General features: G+C 58.1%; 12 protein-coding genes. 8 read left to right on the forward strand and 4 right to left on the reverse strand.

What is annotated here, in order from left to right; translation table 11 throughout:
- Positions 1-2: 2 nt before the first annotated feature.
- Positions 3-623: a glutathione S-transferase family protein gene (locus tag C8N31_RS10655; RefSeq protein WP_231476888.1), complete on the reverse strand. Its 621-nt coding sequence runs from the start codon at positions 621-623 to the stop codon at positions 3-5.
- Between the two features lie 11 nt (positions 624-634).
- The gene (locus C8N31_RS10660) at positions 635-1,288 is read right to left on the reverse strand and encodes a histidine phosphatase family protein (protein ID WP_025049481.1); all 654 of its coding nucleotides are present in this window, start codon (positions 1,286-1,288) and stop codon (positions 635-637) included.
- Between the two features lie 191 nt (positions 1,289-1,479).
- On the opposite strand from C8N31_RS10660, the gene fdhF reads away from it, so the two are divergent.
- Together fdhF and C8N31_RS10670 are read left to right on the forward strand one after the other, a co-directional pair.
- Positions 1,480-4,248, forward strand: a complete 2,769-nt coding sequence (gene fdhF, locus C8N31_RS10665; RefSeq protein WP_025049482.1) for a formate dehydrogenase subunit alpha — start codon at positions 1,480-1,482, stop codon at positions 4,246-4,248.
- Positions 4,249-4,368: 120 nt separating this feature from the next.
- Positions 4,369-5,565: a Zn-dependent hydrolase gene (locus C8N31_RS10670; RefSeq protein WP_025049483.1), complete on the forward strand. Its 1,197-nt coding sequence runs from the start codon at positions 4,369-4,371 to the stop codon at positions 5,563-5,565.
- On the opposite strand, the gene C8N31_RS10675 is transcribed toward C8N31_RS10670, so the two are convergent.
- Positions 5,562-6,263 carry a response regulator transcription factor gene (locus C8N31_RS10675; RefSeq protein WP_025049484.1) on the reverse strand — a complete coding sequence of 234 codons (702 nt, stop codon included), beginning with the start codon at positions 6,261-6,263 and terminating at the stop codon, positions 5,562-5,564. The two genes, C8N31_RS10670 and C8N31_RS10675, sit on opposite strands and share 4 nt — an antisense overlap.
- Positions 6,260-8,170, reverse strand: a complete 1,911-nt coding sequence (locus C8N31_RS10680) for a PAS-domain containing protein (protein WP_025049485.1) — start codon at positions 8,168-8,170, stop codon at positions 6,260-6,262. The genes C8N31_RS10675 and C8N31_RS10680 overlap by 4 nt, the downstream gene beginning before the upstream one ends.
- A 203-nt stretch (positions 8,171-8,373) precedes the next feature.
- Between C8N31_RS10680 and C8N31_RS10685 the strand changes: the two genes are divergently transcribed.
- From C8N31_RS10685 to C8N31_RS10710, 6 genes are all read left to right on the forward strand, one after another.
- The gene (locus C8N31_RS10685; RefSeq protein WP_025049486.1) at positions 8,374-10,344 is read left to right on the forward strand and encodes an AMP-binding protein; all 1,971 of its coding nucleotides are present in this window, start codon (positions 8,374-8,376) and stop codon (positions 10,342-10,344) included.
- 127 nt (positions 10,345-10,471) lie between these two features.
- Positions 10,472-11,230, forward strand: a complete 759-nt coding sequence (locus C8N31_RS10690) for an ABC transporter ATP-binding protein (RefSeq protein WP_051544653.1) — start codon at positions 10,472-10,474, stop codon at positions 11,228-11,230.
- Between the two features lie 27 nt (positions 11,231-11,257).
- Complete coding sequence (locus C8N31_RS10695; RefSeq protein WP_025049488.1) at positions 11,258-12,265, forward strand: branched-chain amino acid ABC transporter permease; 1,008 nt, start codon at positions 11,258-11,260, stop codon at positions 12,263-12,265.
- Positions 12,266-12,317: 52 nt separating this feature from the next.
- Positions 12,318-13,394, forward strand: a complete 1,077-nt coding sequence (locus tag C8N31_RS10700; protein ID WP_025049489.1) for a branched-chain amino acid ABC transporter permease — start codon at positions 12,318-12,320, stop codon at positions 13,392-13,394.
- 95 nt (positions 13,395-13,489) lie between these two features.
- Positions 13,490-14,773: an ABC transporter substrate-binding protein gene (locus tag C8N31_RS10705; protein ID WP_025049490.1), complete on the forward strand. Its 1,284-nt coding sequence runs from the start codon at positions 13,490-13,492 to the stop codon at positions 14,771-14,773.
- Between the two features lie 68 nt (positions 14,774-14,841).
- Positions 14,842-15,678 carry an ABC transporter ATP-binding protein gene (locus C8N31_RS10710; protein WP_025049491.1) on the forward strand — a complete coding sequence of 279 codons (837 nt, stop codon included), beginning with the start codon at positions 14,842-14,844 and terminating at the stop codon, positions 15,676-15,678.
- Positions 15,679-15,719: the final 41 nt, after the last annotated feature.

Genomic DNA, 15,719 nt, shown 5'->3' on the forward strand with positions numbered 1-15,719 from the left:
GGTCATAGCATTCCCTTTGCGCGAACGGATTTAACACTGTCCCGCGCATCCATGCGGGGAAGAAAGGCATCAATTTCAGGGAAGTCCTTGCGCGGCACGCCGTCCCCCTCAATCCAGTTGCAAACGATAAAGAGGTACAGATCGGCGATGCTGATCCGGTCCCCCAGAACAAAATCACCGCGCAGGCAATCGGATTGCACGTATTCGGCGCTGGCCCGAACGGTTTGCGGGACTTTGGCCTGCATATCTGCATGGCTTTCTGGTTTGTCGGCCCAGCGGCTGCCGCGCATCTTGTGGGCATGGGCGACATGCATGGTCGAGGCCAGATAGAACATCACACTGCGCATATGCGCGGCCTCTTCGGCATCCGTTGGGATCAACCCGGCCTGCGGCGCGAGATCGGCAATATACTCAAGCAAGGCGCCCGTTTCGGTCAGGATCGTACCTGCCTCGGTGATCAGCGCGGGCACGCGGCCCTTGGGGTTGATCGCCAAATACTCCGGCTTGGTCTGCGCGGCGGCGGCAAAATCCACCTTCACCGGCTCATAGGCAAGCCCAGCCTCTTCGAGGCCAAGCGCAACCGCAATCGAGATGGTGCCGGGGGCGTAATAGAGTTTCAGCATAAGATCACCTTTTAGATATGGGTCTGGGCAAGACGCCTGTCGGGGGTTTCCAGATGGGGCACCGCGTTGAACAGAACCGGCGACCAATGCCCGCCGATCGGGAACAGCCGGTGCATTGACGTGTGCATGATCGCCAGCGCCATGCGGGCCATCGCAGGCACGCTCAGGCCCATGGCCTGTGCCATCACCATTGAGATCAAACCGCCAGATGTGACCACCAATGCGGGGCCATCCCCCGCCGCGATATCGCGCAACGCGCCTTCGATCCGGTCGTGAAAATGCTGCCAGGTTTCGGGCGTACCTTCCAGCTTGCCGGATTTCCAATACTCAAACACCGTTGGCAAATGCGAGGTAAAGCTGCCCTGTTCGGTCGGAAACGGCACGCCGTGCTGCTCCTCTAGCAAACTGGCCAGTGTGAAATATTCCAACTCGTTCAACCGCGCATCGCGTTCGGCAACCAGACCGGTGGCCATGCCATCGGCGGTTTCGCGGTGGCGGATCAAAGTGCCGGTGAACAGTCTTGTGTGGTGGCTTCCGGCCTCGCGCAGGTAATGGCCCAGCCAAGCCGCTTGTTCATGGCCCAGATCGCTAAGCCGGTCATAGCTGACCTCGTCTTTGGCACCTGAATTGGCCTGCCCGTGGCGGATAAGAGTGATATGCGACATGTCTGAAATTCCTTCTTGCGACTTTGATAGGGCAGCAAGGACCAAGTGAAAAGCCATCCGCGCCAATACGAAACCTGCGATCACCGCACTGACGTGGTTTGGCGCAAACTTGGGGCAGGGCGTCGGGAATGGGACTCCCGCAAAAACCGACAATTGGCTATAGAGGCAGCAGCGCTTTTCAGGAGGACAGGATGGCGGACAAGATCACATTCACGCTCGACGGCGAAAAAGTAGAGGCCGAAGCGGGCTTGACGATCTGGGAAGTGGCCAATGGCCGCGGCCTGAAGATCCCGCATCTGTGCCACAAACCGGCACCGGGCTATCGCCCTGATGGCAATTGCCGCGCCTGTATGGTCGAGATCGAAGGCGAACGTACGCTGGCGGCCTCCTGTATCCGCGAGCCCAGCGAAGGCATGGTGGTCACCACCAACAACGCCCGCGCCGAAAACGCCCGCAAGATGGTGATGGAACTCTTGGTCGCGGACCAACCCGCGCCCGAAGTGGCCCATGACCAATCGAGCCACATGTGGGACATGGCCGCGCTGAACGGCGTGAGCGAAAGCCGGTTTCCCAAGATCGAAGAGGGGCGCATCCCGCTGCTGGATGACAGCCACGTTGCAATGTCGGTCAATCTGGACGCCTGTATCCAATGTGGCCTGTGCGTGCGTGCCTGCCGCGAGGTGCAGGTCAATGACGTGATCGGCATGTCGGGCCGTGGCCATGACAGCTATCCCACATTCGACATGGCGGACCCGATGGGCGCCTCCACCTGCGTGGCCTGCGGCGAATGTGTGCAAGCCTGCCCCACGGGCGCGTTGATGCCCTCCACTGTGGTGGACGAAAACCAGGTTGGCGACAGCGCCGATTTCGACAGCGAAGTCGACAGCATCTGCCCGTTCTGCGGTGTGGGTTGCCAGATCTCGCTCAAGGTCAAGGACGGCAAGGTTAAATATGTCGAGGGCATCAATGGCCCCGCGAACGAAGGGCGGCTTTGCGTCAAAGGCCGCTTTGGTTTTGACTATATCCACCACGATCACCGCCTGACCAAACCATTGATCCGCCGCGACGACGCGCCCGCCAAGGGGTTGAACGTTGATCCCGGCAACTGGCAGGAGTTCTTCCGCGAAGCCTCATGGGATGAAGCCCTCGATTTTGCCGCCAAGGGTCTCAAAGACATCGGCGGCACGGGCGTTGCTGGCTTTGGCTCTGCCAAATGCACCAACGAAGAGGCCTATCTGTTCCAGAAAATGATCCGCCAAGGGTTCGGCCATAACAACGTCGATCACTGTACCCGCCTGTGCCATGCATCATCTGTTGCGGCGCTGATGGAGAACGTCGGTTCCGGTGCGGTGTCAGCCACGTTCAACGAAATCGAGAACGCGGATGTGGCGATTGCTATCGGGTGTAACCCGATTGAAAACCACCCCGTCGCCGCAACCTATTTCAAGCAGTTCACCAAACGCGGTGGCAAACTGATTGTGATGGATCCGCGCGGTCAGGCGCTCAAGCGGTTCTCAAGCCATATGCTGCAATTCCGCCCCGGCACAGATGTGTCGATGCTGAATGCGATCATGCATGTGATTGTCGAAGAGAACCTCTTTGATCAGCAGTACATCGAAGCCTACACCGAGAACTGGGACGCCGAAAAAGAGCACCTCAAGGATTTTTCACCTGAAAAAATGGCGGAGGTCTGCGGCATCGACGCCGAGACCCTGCGTGATGTGGCGCGGACCTTTGCAGGTGCCAATGCCGCGATGATCTTCTGGGGCATGGGGGTCAGCCAGCACATTCACGGCACCGACAATTCGCGCTGCCTGATCTCGCTGGCGTTGATGACCGGTCAAGTGGGCCGCCCCGGCGCGGGCCTGCATCCGCTGCGCGGCCAGAACAACGTGCAAGGTGCTTCTGACGCGGGTCTGATCCCGATGTTCCTGCCCGATTATCAACCGGTCACCGATGATGGTGTGCGCAGCGCTTTTACCGAAGTGTGGAAAAGTGAGGACTTCTCCAACCAGAAAGGTCTGACCGTCACCGAGATTATGGATGCGGTGCATGATGGCGATATTCGTGGCATGTATGTGCTGGGTGAAAATCCGGCGATGTCGGACCCCGATGTCGAACATGCCCGCGATGCCTTGGCGAAACTGGATCATCTGGTGGTGCAGGATATCTTTATCACTGAAACCGCAAATTACGCTGATGTGATTCTGCCCGCTTCGGCCTTTGCCGAAAAGTCCGGCACGGTGACAAACACCAATCGTCAGGTGCAAATGGGCCGACCCGCTGTGCCGCCCCCCGGCGAGGCGCGTGAGGACTGGTGGATCGAGGTTGAGCTGGCGAAACGTCTGGGTCTTGGCTGGGACTATCAAAGCCCTGCCGATGTGTTTGCCGAGATGAAGCAAAACATGAAATCGCTGAACAACATCACCTGGGACCGCCTTGCCGTCGAAAACGCGGTGACCTATCCGTCGCTGTCGCCCGAAGATCCCGGTCAACCGATTGTGTTTGGCGATGGTTTCCCGCGTGCCGGTGGCCGCGCCAAATTTACGCCCGCATCGATCATCGCACCCGATGACGTGCCGGATCAGGATTATCCGATGATTCTGACGACCGGTCGCCAGTTGGAGCATTGGCACACCGGGTCTATGACCCGCCGCGCCAGTGTTCTGGACGGTTTGGAGCCAGAGGCAAACTGTTCGCTGCACCCCTCTACGCTGCGCAAGCTGGGCGTGGTTCCCGGCGATCATGTGCGCCTGACCACCAAACGCGGCTCGATCGAGATTATGGCCCGCGAAGACCGTGCCGTTTCGCCGGACATGGTGTTCCTGCCCTTTGCCTATGTCGAGGCGGCGGCGAATATTCTGACCAACCCTGCGGTGGATCCTTATGGCAAGATCCCCGAGTTCAAGTTTTCGGCCGTGAAGGTTGAAGCGGCGAACGCCCAGGTTGCGGCAGAGTAAGTTCTGCTTTGATCCAAAGGTGCGCCTGACGGCGCATCCGATATTATTTGGTTGATGAGGGAGCCTTGCCCCCTCAAACTCCCCCAGAGTATTTTTTGCCAAAAAGAAAGAGGGGGCATCATGCAGATAGATGCGGCGCGATTCCTTGCGGATCTTCATGTTTTGCGCGGATTCGGTGCATCGGGCGTGGGCAAAGGTGTGGTTCGGCCTGCTTATTCGGCGCCTGATTTGGCGGCCCGCGATTGGTTGGCTGGGCAAATGCGCGCGGCGGGCTTGACCATGGCGGTTGACCCGATGGGCAATCTTTTTGGCTTGGCGAATGGCCCGTCGATTTTGCTTGGCTCGCATTCCGACAGTCAGCCTGAGGGCGGATGGCTGGATGGGGCGCTGGGCGTGGTGGCCGCATTGGAAGTGGCTCGCGCCGCGCGGGAGGCAGGCGGACCTGCAGTTTCTGTGGTGTCCTTTCAGGATGAAGAGGGCCGGTTTGGGGTGACCACGGGATCGGCGGTTTGGTCCGGGCATTTATCGCAGAATGAGGCTGATGGGTTGGTGGATCACGCGGGGGTGCGATTGGCCGATGCACGGGCTGTGATGGCGGATCGGGTGACGGGGGATGTTGATCCGGCCGGGTTCACCGGCTTTATCGAGATGCATATCGAGCAGGGGCCGACGCTGGACACCGCGAACGAGCAGATTGGCGTGGTGACGGATATTGTTGGCATCCGCGATATGAAGATCACATTTGATGGCCAGCAGAACCATGCGGGTACCACGCCTATGCATCTGCGCCGCGATGCCTTTCAGGCGGTTTCGGCGTTCAACGCATTGCTGAATGATCGGCTGCGCAATGTGGTAACGCCCAGCACGGTTTGGACCATTGGACATCTGGCGCTGCATCCCAATGCCTCTTCGATTGTTCCGGGGCGGGCCGTGTTTTCGATGCAATGGCGCGATGGGGATGTGGATCGTTTGGCCCGGATGGAGCAGGTGATCCGGGACACGGCGGATGAGGTGGCGCAGGCGCGGGGTTTGACGCTGGGCTATGGGCCGCTGTTGGGGCTGGAGCCGGTGGCGATGGACACGCGGTTGCGCGGAGCATTGGCGGAACAGGCAGAAGCCGTTGCGCCGGGCCGCTGGCGCGAGATGCCGTCGGGGGCGTTACATGATGCCACCAATGTGTCGCGTCTGATGCCTGTGGCGATGGTGTTTGTGCCGTCCATTGGCGGGATCAGCCATGCTTTTGAAGAGGACACCGACGAGGCGGATCTGGTTGCCGGGCTTGAGGTCTTGGCCGGAGCGGTTGCGCGGCTGGGTTAGGCCCAGCTGACGTCCCCGAGAAAGATGTAACCCGCGCCATAGATTGTCTTGATCAGCTGCGGGTTTTTGGGGTCTTCGCGCAGTTTGGTGCGCAGCCGCGATATTCGCACATCCATGGCCCGATCAAAGCTTTCTGATGCTGCACCCCCTAGGCTTTCTTGCATCTGCGTGCGGCTGATCAGACGTTTGGGGCTGTCGAGGAACAGGCGCAACACTTCACCTTCGGCATGGGAGAACGGGGTTTCGCCGCCTGTGTCATCCTCCAGAATATAACGATCAAAATGTGCGGTCCAACCGCTGAAGCTGGCGGTGTCACCGGCTTGGGGGGCCGGTTTGGTGTTCCGCAGGCGGGCGCGGATGCGGGCCACGACCTCTGCCGGATCGAAGGGTTTGATGATGTAATCGTCTGCGCCCAACTCAAGCCCTGTCACACGGTCCTGCACCTGCGAGCGGCCCGAGATGATGATCACAATCGCCCCCTGCTCCAGCGCCAAACGGTGCACAAGGGTCAGCCCGTCGGTGTCAGGCAAGCTGAGGTCAACGAGGCAGACATCGGGGGCATGTTTGGCCAAAGCCGCCTCGAACGCGCGGGCGCGGCCAAAGCTGAGGGTGGTAAAACCGGCCTCTTCAAGCACATCAACGAGCATACGGCGGATCTCCGGCTCATCGTCGAGAATGGTGACAAGCGGTTTGGTCATTCGGCAGCAACCTCGTTGGGGGTGATCAGCGCGGCCAGATTGGCGGCAGTGAACGGTTTCTGCAGGACCGGCGCAAGGGTTTGCGCCTTGAGGAACATCTCGTGGTCCTTGGGCAGGGACGTCATCAGGATAAAGGGCAGCTTTCGGTTCACCCGTTCTGCCAGATCGAGGCCCGTGGCCTCACCGATCAGCTGGATATCGGACAGCACCATGGCAATGTCGGGCAGATCCGCCAGCAGGGCCGTGGCCTCATCCGCGCTGGTGGCTTCGATCACCGAATGGCCCAGCCCCATCAACATATCGCGCACACCGGCCCGCAGATCGTCTTCGTCTTCGACCAGCAAAACCATGCCCGTGGTGGCATGAAGCGCAGGGCGGTAGGGCAGGCGCAGCACCACTTGGGCCCCGCCGCCCGCGCCATTGGACAGGCGCAGGTCGCCGCCCGCGGATTTGGTCAGATCATAGACCATCGACAGGCCTAGCCCTGATCCTTCGCTGCCTTTGGTGGTGAAAAACGGATCAATGCCTTTTTCCAAGGCTTTGGCGGAAAATCCGGGCCCGCTGTCTTGCATCACCCATTCGATCCAGGTGTCATGCACTGACCGCTGTGACAGGGTGATGTGGCCGCTTTTGCCGCAGGCATCGCGGGCGTTCAGGATCAAGTTCAGCAGGCTGTCCTGCACCATGCCCTTGTCGAGTAGGGCGAGCGTTTTGGGGGCCTCATCGACCACGGTTAGGGTCATCCCGTCGGGCAATGTGGGTGCGGCCAGCGTTTCGAAATCGCGGAGGAAAACGCTCAGATCTGTGGCCGAGGGGCGTAGTGCGCGTGGGCCGGTCACATCGGCAATCGCGCTGAGCAAGGCACCGCCGCGCCGCGCCACGGCCAGCGTGCCTTCGATCAATTCATCCGCCCCGCCCGGCATATCAGGCAGCCGGCCAAGCCGGGATTGCAGGCCAAGGATAATCGTCAGCAGGTTGGAGAAATCATGCGCCAGACCGGAGATCATCTGGGCAGCCAATTCGCGCTTGCGGGTTTGTTGCAGTGCGACGCGGGTTTGGGTTTCTTCGGTGATGTCCATCGACAGGATGTAGATGCCGCCGCGGGTATCGGGGGTGAAGGCCACGCGGATGCGGCGGGCGCTGTGATCGTCGGTGAATTCAAGCACAGACGGATCGCCAGCATAGGCCTTGGCAAGCGATGGTGCGATGCGTTCATAGGCGGAAGGGCCCAAAGCCTCACGGCTGGTCAAGCCGATGATATTGCTGGGTCTTCCCGGGATCACGGAGGACAGTCGGCGGTTGGAATAGGTGTAGATACCATCGGCGTTCACATGCGCGATATGGGCTGGCATCATCTCGGTGGTCAGGCGGGTGCGGGCCTCACTTTCGGTGAGCTGGCGTTTGGTTTCCTCAAGTGTGGTGATCATCGCCGCCAGTTCGCGGTTGGTCGCTGACAATTGTTCGGCGTGGGCCAATACCTGATCGCTCAGGGCGTCGGACCGCGCCCGCAGCAGCGCCTCTTGTTGCTTGGTGCGGGTGATGTCTGTGTAGACCGTGACCCAGCCGCCCTGAGGCAGCGGCGAACCTTCCACACTGATGGTGCGGCCATTGGCGCGGGTGCGTTCCATGTAATGCGGTTTGAAAGCGCGGGCCTGTTCGACCCGCTCGGTGGCGAATTCCTCAATATCGGTGACATGGCCATATTCGCCGCGTTTCGCCAGATGCCGGATTGTATCCTCAAACGGGGCTCCGGGGGTGACCAGCGCATCAGGCAGATTGAACATCTGTTGAAACGGGGCGTTGCAGACCACAAGGCGCAGATCGGAATCGTAGATCGTCAGCGCCTGCACAATCAGGTTCAGCCCTGCGGATGTCATCGCCTTGGTTTGTGCATCGCTGAGTGTCATCGCGCCCCCTGCCTTATCGCTAACACCCAAAACGGGCATGCGCCAAGGGTGCAAACAGGACTTTTTGCTGTGTAACAATTCGTAAGGATTGAGAAAACTTCAGGAAAAAGTTGACCGCCAGTCTAAACCCAACATCCTTGTGAGGAAGAGAATCGCACAAGTGATCTGGCCTGCCAAAGTGGCGGGTATGGGAGGAATACAAATTGGCCAAGCCGCTGACGCGCGCCGACGGACCGCAATCCGTTCCGGCGCTTTTGCAACGCAACGCAACACAATTCGCGAACGCACCTGCGTATCGCGAAAAGGAATATGGCATCTGGCAAAGCTGGACCTGGGCCGAAACCCATGATGAGGTTCAGGCGCTTGCACTGGGGTTGATGAACCTTGGTGTAAACGAGGGTGATTTTGTCGCGGTGATCGGGCGCAACCGTCCGTACCTTTACTGGGCCATGATCGCCGCCGAGATGGTCGGCGCGGTGCCGGTGCCGCTTTATCAGGACGCCAACGCCGAAGAGATGGCCTATGTGCTGGGCCATTGCGGCGCACGGTTTGTGATCGTTGGTGATCAGGAACAGGTGGATAAGGTGATCGAGGTGCAAGAAGGACTGCATCAGTTTGAACATCTGATTTACCTCGATCCGCGTGGTTTGCGCAAATACGACCACACGACATTGCATCAATACAGCCATGTGCAGGATCAGGGCCGCGCGGCCTATGATGAATACATCAAAGAGCTGGATCGCCGCATCGCCAAGCTCGATTATGACAGCACCGGTGTGATGCTTTACACGTCCGGTACCACGGGCAAGCCCAAGGGTGTTGTTCTGTCGAACCGCAATGTGATCGAAACCGCCAAATCGTCTTCGGAATTTGACGGGCTGCGCCAAACCGACGATATTCTGGCCTATCTGCCGATGGCCTGGGTGGGCGATTTCATTTTTTCCGTTGGTCAGGCGATGTGGACGGGTTTCTGCACAAACTGCCCCGAAAGTGCGGAAACGATGCATGTCGATCTGCGCGAGATCGGGCCGACTTACTACTTTGCTCCGCCCCGCGTGTTTGAAACACAGCTGACCAACGTCATGATCCGTATGGAAGACGCCAGCCCCTTTAAAAAGCGTCTGTTCGACTATTTCATGGCCCATGCCCGCAAGGTTGGCCCCAGCATTCTGGATGGCAAACCCGTTGGCGGCTGGGATCGTCTGAAGTACCAGCTTGGCGAATTGTGCATCTACGGACCACTGAAAAATACGCTTGGCTTTAGCCGGGTGCGTGTGGGTTACACCGCGGGTGAGGCGATTGGGCCCGAGATCTTTGATTTCTACCGCTCGCTTGGGATCAACCTCAAACAGCTGTATGGCCAGACCGAAGCCACCGTGTTTATCACTGCGCAGCCTGACGGCGAAGTGCGCAGCGATACCGTTGGTGTGACCTGTCCCGGTGTTGAGCTGAAGATCGCGGACAATGGCGAGGTGTTCTACCGCTCTCCGGGTGTGTTTGTGGAATACTACAAAAACGCGGAAAGCACGGCAGATACCAAAGATGCCGAAGGCTGGGTCGCGACGGGCGATGCGGGCTTTATCGAAGAAGGTTCCGGCCATCTGCGCATCATCGACCGTGCCAAAGACGTGGGCCAGATGGCCGATGGATCGCTCTTTGCGCCTAAATACGTTGAAAACAAGCTCAAATTCTTCCCGAACATTCTTGAGGTTGTGGTGTTTGGCAATGGCCGCGATGAATGCACGGCCTTCATCAACATTGACCTAACCGCCGTTGGCAACTGGGCCGAGCGGAACAACATCGGCTATGCCTCCTATCAGGAATTGGCACGCCACCCACAGGTGATGGACACGATCCAGAGCCACGTAGAAGAGGTGAACAAATCGGTTGCAGAAGATGCAATGCTGTCAGGCTGTCAGGTGCACCGTTTTGTGGTTCTGCACAAAGAGTTGGACGCGGATGATGGCGAACTGACACGGACGCGCAAGGTGCGTCGACGGATCATCGAGGACAAGTTCCACGACATTATCACCGCACTTTATGATGGGTCCAAATCCATCAGCACCGAAACCGAAGTGACCTATGAAGATGGCCGTAAAGGCAGCATCAAGGCCACATTGGAAGTGCGGGATGCCAAGGTGGTCCCTGTGGCCCGGAAAATGGCCGCCGAATGATGGGTCAAGTGAGGCCCGCATGGACGGCACAGCAAAGAATTGAACTCAGGGTGAAGGGGGGCGCGGTGTGAACGCAACTGCAGAAAGCTATACCACCGAAGACGGGCGCACGATTGGGCCTGTGGTGATGGAGATGAAGAACATCACCCTCCGTTTTGGCGGGGTTGAGGCGATCAAGGATATCTCCTTTGACATTCGCGAAGGCGAGATCCGCGCGATTATCGGCCCGAATGGTGCCGGCAAATCGTCAATGCTCAACGTGATCAGCGGCTTTTACGTCCCGCAGGAAGGCGAGGTCTGGTACAAAGGCAGCCGCCGTCCGTCGATGAGGCCCTATCAAGTCGCCGAGCAGGGCATCGCCCGTACGTTTCAGAACATCGCCTTGTTCGAAGGGATGTCTGTACTGGACAACGTGATGACGGGCCGTTTGACCCATATGAATACTGGCCTGTTTGCCCAGTCTTTCTGGAAGGGCAAAGCCGAGCAGGAAGAGATCGCCAACCGCGAAGTTGCGGAAAAGATTATCGACTTTCTCGAAATTCAGGCGATCCGCAAAACCCCAGTGTCACGTTTGTCCTACGGTTTGAAAAAACGTGTGGAGCTGGCACGGGCCTTGGCGGCCGAGCCGTCGATCCTGCTGCTGGATGAACCGATGGCAGGCATGAACGTCGAGGAAAAAGAGGACATGAGCCGCTTTATTCTCGATGTGAATGACGAATTTGGCACCACGATTGCCCTGATCGAACACGACATGGGTGTTGTGATGGACCTGTCCGACCGTGTGGTCGTGATGGACTACGGTAAAAAAATTGGCGACGGCACACCCGACGACGTGCGCAACAACCAAGACGTGATTGATGCCTATCTGGGGGTGGCCCATGACTGAGCATTTGATTGAAAAGGGAGCACACTGATGCCCGAACAACTGGCTTTTACAATCGAAGTGTTCCTCAATGGCCTGATGGCCGGGGTGCTTTATGCGCTGGTCGCGCTGGGCTTTGTCCTGATCTACAAGGCGTCCGGTATTTTTAACTATGCCCAAGGGGTCATGGCGCTGTTTGCGGCGATGACGCTGGTGGGTATCCAGAACGGACAAGTGCCGTTCTCGCATCTGATCAACGCCATTCTGGGCACCGATGTGCACCACTTTGGCTGGCATGTGCATTCCGCGATTGCGATCGTCTTTACCGTTGCGGTGATGGTGCTGCTGGCGGTCTGTGTGCAACGGTTCGTGTTCCGGCATCTGGTCGGGCAGGAGCCAATCATCCTGTTCATGGCAACCATCGGTCTGGCGTATTTCCTCGAAGGAGTCGCTGATCTGATGTGGGGCTCTGAGATCAAATCACTGAATGTTTGCGCAACAGAGGGCGCCTGCCTTCCGCAGGGTCTGAACATGTGGATCGACGAGACAACCTACAACGCCTTTGGTTACGGCTTCTTTATCGATAACCTTGATATCGTGGCCAGCATCGTTGCGATCATTCTGGTGGTTGGGCTGGTGATGTTTGCCCAATACACCAAACAGGGCCGTGCTATGCGGGCTGTAGCGGATGACCACCAGGCGGCGTTGTCGGTGGGTGTATCACTCAACTTTATCTGGATTTTGGTCTGGTCGCTTGCGGGTTTTGTCGCACTGGTGGCAGGCATCATGTGGGGCGCAAAATCGGGCGTGCAGTTCTCGCTGTCGCTGATTGCGCTTAAGGCTTTGCCAGTGCTGATGCTGGGCGGCTTTACCTCAATCCCCGGCGCGATTGTCGGTGGCCTGATCATCGGTGTGGGTGAAAAGCTGTTTGAATTCCTGATCGGCGCGCCCTTCCTTGGCGGCGCAACCGAGAACTGGTTTGCCTATATGCTGGCGCTCTTGTTCCTGGTCTTCCGGCCGCAGGGTCTGTTTGGGGAGAAGATCATTGAGCGCGTATGACCAAGCTATCCCGCAAACCCACGCGACCGAATACTTGAGAGGGAACTTCTAAATGTTCTACCGTGAAGCCGGCGATTTCAACACGTCCTACGCCGAGGACCAGCAGACATTCCCGATCAAATTTGACCGTTACCGGTACTATGTGGTGCTGTTTATCGCGATCTTTGTGGTCCCGTTCATCATCAATGACTACTGGGCAAACTCGTTCCTGTTGCCGTTTCTGATTTACGCAATTGCGGCCATCGGGCTGAACATCCTCGTGGGCTATTGCGGGCAGGTCTCACTTGGCACCGGGGGGTTCATGGCGGTGGGTGCCTATGCCTGCTACAAGCTGATGACGGCGATGCCGGACGTCAGCATGTTCATCCACGTTCTGCTTGCGGGTCTGATCACAGCCGCGGTGGGGGTTCTGTTTGGCCTACCATCGCTGCGGATCAAAGGGTTCTACCTTGCTGTGGCGACACTGGCGGCGCAGTTCTTTCTGGTCTGGCTTTTTAACCGGGTGCCGTGGTTCTACAACTACTCTGCCTCTGGCCAGATCAACGCACCCGAGCGTGACACATTTGGCATCCTGATCACCGGCCCCAATACCGAGGCCTGGGCGACTTATATGTTCTGCCTGATCTTCACCATCGCATCAGCGCTGGTGGCACGGAACCTGACGCGCGGCTCTGTCGGGCGCAAATGGATGGCGATCCGCGATATGGACATCGCCGCCGAGATCATCGGGGTGAACCCGTTGCGGGCCAAACTGACGGCTTTTGCGGTGTCCTCGTTCTTTATCGGTATCTCGGGCGCTTTGTTCTTTTCGATCTATCTGGGCGCGGTGGAAGTTGGCGAAGTCTTCGGCATCACCAAATCCTTCCTCGTGCTCTTTATGATCATCATCGGCGGCCTTGGCTCTATCTTCGGCTCTTTTGCGGGCGCAGCTTTCCTTGTGTTGCTGCCGGTCCTGCTCAAAATTGTCGGCGTGGATTGGCTGGGCTGGCCCACGGATATCGTTGCGCACTTGCAGCTTGTGATCGTGGGTGGTCTGATCGTTGTGTTCCTGATCGCGGAACCACATGGCCTGGCGCAACTGTGGCGCGTGGCCAAAGAAAAATTGAGATTGTGGCCCTTCCCGCACTAGGGAAGGCCATGGGAAGACGACGGGGCAAACCCTGTCGATGGCGGGGTGAACCCCGCCCTACGGAAATCGGATAATATCCAAGGGAGGAAACACCGATGAAATATAAACTAGGTACACTGGCCGTTGCAGGCCTGATGGCGGCAAGCCCGGTCATGGCGGATCTCGTATTCCCAAGCCTGAGCTACCGGACCGGCCCATACGCCGCTGGCGGCATCCCGTTTGCCGATGGCTATGCGGATTATTTCACCATGCTGAACGCCCGTGACGGCGGCATCGGCGGCGTGATGGCCAAGGTCATCGAATGCGAAACCGGCTATAACACCGAAAAAGGTGTGGAATGCTACGAATCCACCAAAGGCGAAGGCGCTTTGGTGTATCAACCGCTGTCCACAGGTATCACCTACCAGCTGATCCCGAAAACCACGGCTGACAACATTCCGATGCACACCATGGGCTATGGCCGGACGTCTGCTGCAAACGGCAAAGTGTTCAGCCACACGTTCAACTATCCTGCGAACTACTGGAACGGTGCCTCCGGCGCGATCAACTATCTGCTGAGCGAGAACGGCGGTGATCTGAAGGGTAAAAAAGTTGCTCTGGTTTACCACAACTCCGCCTACGGCAAAGAGCCGATCCGCACCTTGCAGGAACTGTCCGCCAAGCACGGCTTTGAATTCAAGGAAGTGCCAGTTGACCACCCCGGTCAGGAGCAGAAATCCCAGTGGCTGCAAATTCGCCGCGACAAGCCTGACTATGTGATCATGTACGGCTGGGGCGTAATGAACCAGGTTGCGGTTCAAGAAGCGGCCAACATCCGTTTCCCAATGGAAAACTTCATTGGCATCTGGTGGTCCGGTTCCGAGAACGACGTTCTGGCAGCAGGCGACAAGGCTGACGGCTACAAGGCGCTGACATTCCACGGAGTTGGCGATGACTTCCCGGTGTTTGACGACATCCAGAAGCACGTTGTTGATGCAGGCAATGCGGCCGGTGCTGGCGATCAGATCGGTACTGTTCTCTACAACCGTGGCCTCTATGCCGCGATGCTCGCAGCCGAAGCGGCGAAGACTGCACAGGAAATCCACGGCACCGCAGACATCACCCCGGCGATGATGCGCGATGGCATGGAAAATCTGGAGATCACCGAAGAAAAAATGGCCGGCCTCGGCATGCCAAACTTCGGTCCATCCTTCAGCGTGTCCTGTGACAACCACGGTGGTCCGGGCCTGATCGGGATGACCCAGTGGGACGCGACCGCAAAAGAGTGGAAGCTGATCTCTGAGTTCTCCGAAACAGACATGTCTGTGATCCAGCCGCTGATCGACGCGGATTCCGGTGCCTATGCATCTGAAAACAACATCGAAGCGGGTTGTAAGTAACCGTTTCCCTCTGGCCGCAGCATCCGTTGCGGCCAGAGATCCCACGATTTTAATGAAGGGTTTGCCCCATGCTGGATGCTGCCAATACCGCCGAGACTCAGGTCGAGAATGTCCTTGAGGTCAACAATATTGAGGTGATCTACAATCACGTGATCCTTGTATTGAAAGGCGTGAGCCTGAACGTGCCCAAAGGTGGCATCACCGCCTTGCTGGGCGGCAATGGCGCGGGCAAAACCACCACGCTCAAGGCGATTTCGGGTTTGCTGGCCTCTGAACGGGGCGAGGTGACCAAAGGGTCGATCAAATACCGCGGTCTCGATATTCAGGACGCCGATCCTGCCGAAACCGTGAAAAAAGGGGTCGTGCAGGTGATGGAAGGCCGTCACTGTTTTGAGCATCTGACCATCGAAGAGAACCTGATGACGGGCGCCTATACCCGCACCGACGGCAATGCCGCCATCGCAGCCGATCTCGAAATGGTTTACAACTATTTCCCCCGTTTGAAAGAGCGCCGCAAAAGTCAGGCAGGCTATACCTCAGGCGGAGAACAGCAGATGTGCGCCGTGGGCCGCGCCTTGATGAGCCGCCCCGAGACCATCTTGCTTGATGAGCCTTCCATGGGGCTGGCGCCACAACTGGTGGAGCAGATCTTTGAGATCGTCAAAGCCATCAACGAACAGGAAGGCGTAACTTTCCTTCTGGCCGAACAGAACACCAACGTTGCCCTGCGCTATGCCCACTATGGTTACATCCTTGAATCGGGCCGTGTGGTGATGGACGGCCCTGCCGCCGATCTGCGCGAAAACAAAGACGTTAAGGAATTCTATTTGGGAATGTCGGATGAAGGGCGCAAATCCTTCCGCGATGTGCGCAGCTATCGCCGCCGCAAGCGTTGGCTCAGCTAAGCGCGTCCCAAGACTGATTTTATTGCAATTTTAACCGGGGT

Source organism: Sulfitobacter mediterraneus (genome assembly GCF_003054325.1).
GTDB classification, from domain to species: domain Bacteria; phylum Pseudomonadota; class Alphaproteobacteria; order Rhodobacterales; family Rhodobacteraceae; genus Sulfitobacter; species Sulfitobacter mediterraneus.

What these genes read in the sequence shown, in the direction of transcription:
- C8N31_RS10690 (WP_051544653.1), top strand. Translation starts at nt 10,472, where the DNA reads ATGGAGATGAAGAACATCACCCTCCGTTTTGGCGGGGTTGAGGCGATC.
- fdhF (WP_025049482.1), top strand. Translation starts at nt 1,480, where the DNA reads ATGGCGGACAAGATCACATTCACGCTCGACGGCGAAAAAGTAGAGGCC.
- C8N31_RS10705 (WP_025049490.1), top strand. Translation starts at nt 13,490, where the DNA reads ATGAAATATAAACTAGGTACACTGGCCGTTGCAGGCCTGATGGCGGCA.
- C8N31_RS10655 (WP_231476888.1), bottom strand. Translation starts at nt 623, where the DNA reads ATGCTGAAACTCTATTACGCCCCCGGCACCATCTCGATTGCGGTTGCG.
- C8N31_RS10670 (WP_025049483.1), top strand. Translation starts at nt 4,369, where the DNA reads ATGCAGATAGATGCGGCGCGATTCCTTGCGGATCTTCATGTTTTGCGC.
- C8N31_RS10675 (WP_025049484.1), bottom strand. Translation starts at nt 6,263, where the DNA reads ATGACCAAACCGCTTGTCACCATTCTCGACGATGAGCCGGAGATCCGC.
- C8N31_RS10680 (WP_025049485.1), bottom strand. Translation starts at nt 8,170, where the DNA reads ATGACACTCAGCGATGCACAAACCAAGGCGATGACATCCGCAGGGCTG.
- C8N31_RS10700 (WP_025049489.1), top strand. Translation starts at nt 12,318, where the DNA reads ATGTTCTACCGTGAAGCCGGCGATTTCAACACGTCCTACGCCGAGGAC.
- C8N31_RS10695 (WP_025049488.1), top strand. Translation starts at nt 11,258, where the DNA reads ATGCCCGAACAACTGGCTTTTACAATCGAAGTGTTCCTCAATGGCCTG.
- C8N31_RS10710 (WP_025049491.1), top strand. Translation starts at nt 14,842, where the DNA reads ATGCTGGATGCTGCCAATACCGCCGAGACTCAGGTCGAGAATGTCCTT.
- C8N31_RS10660 (WP_025049481.1), bottom strand. Translation starts at nt 1,288, where the DNA reads ATGTCGCATATCACTCTTATCCGCCACGGGCAGGCCAATTCAGGTGCC.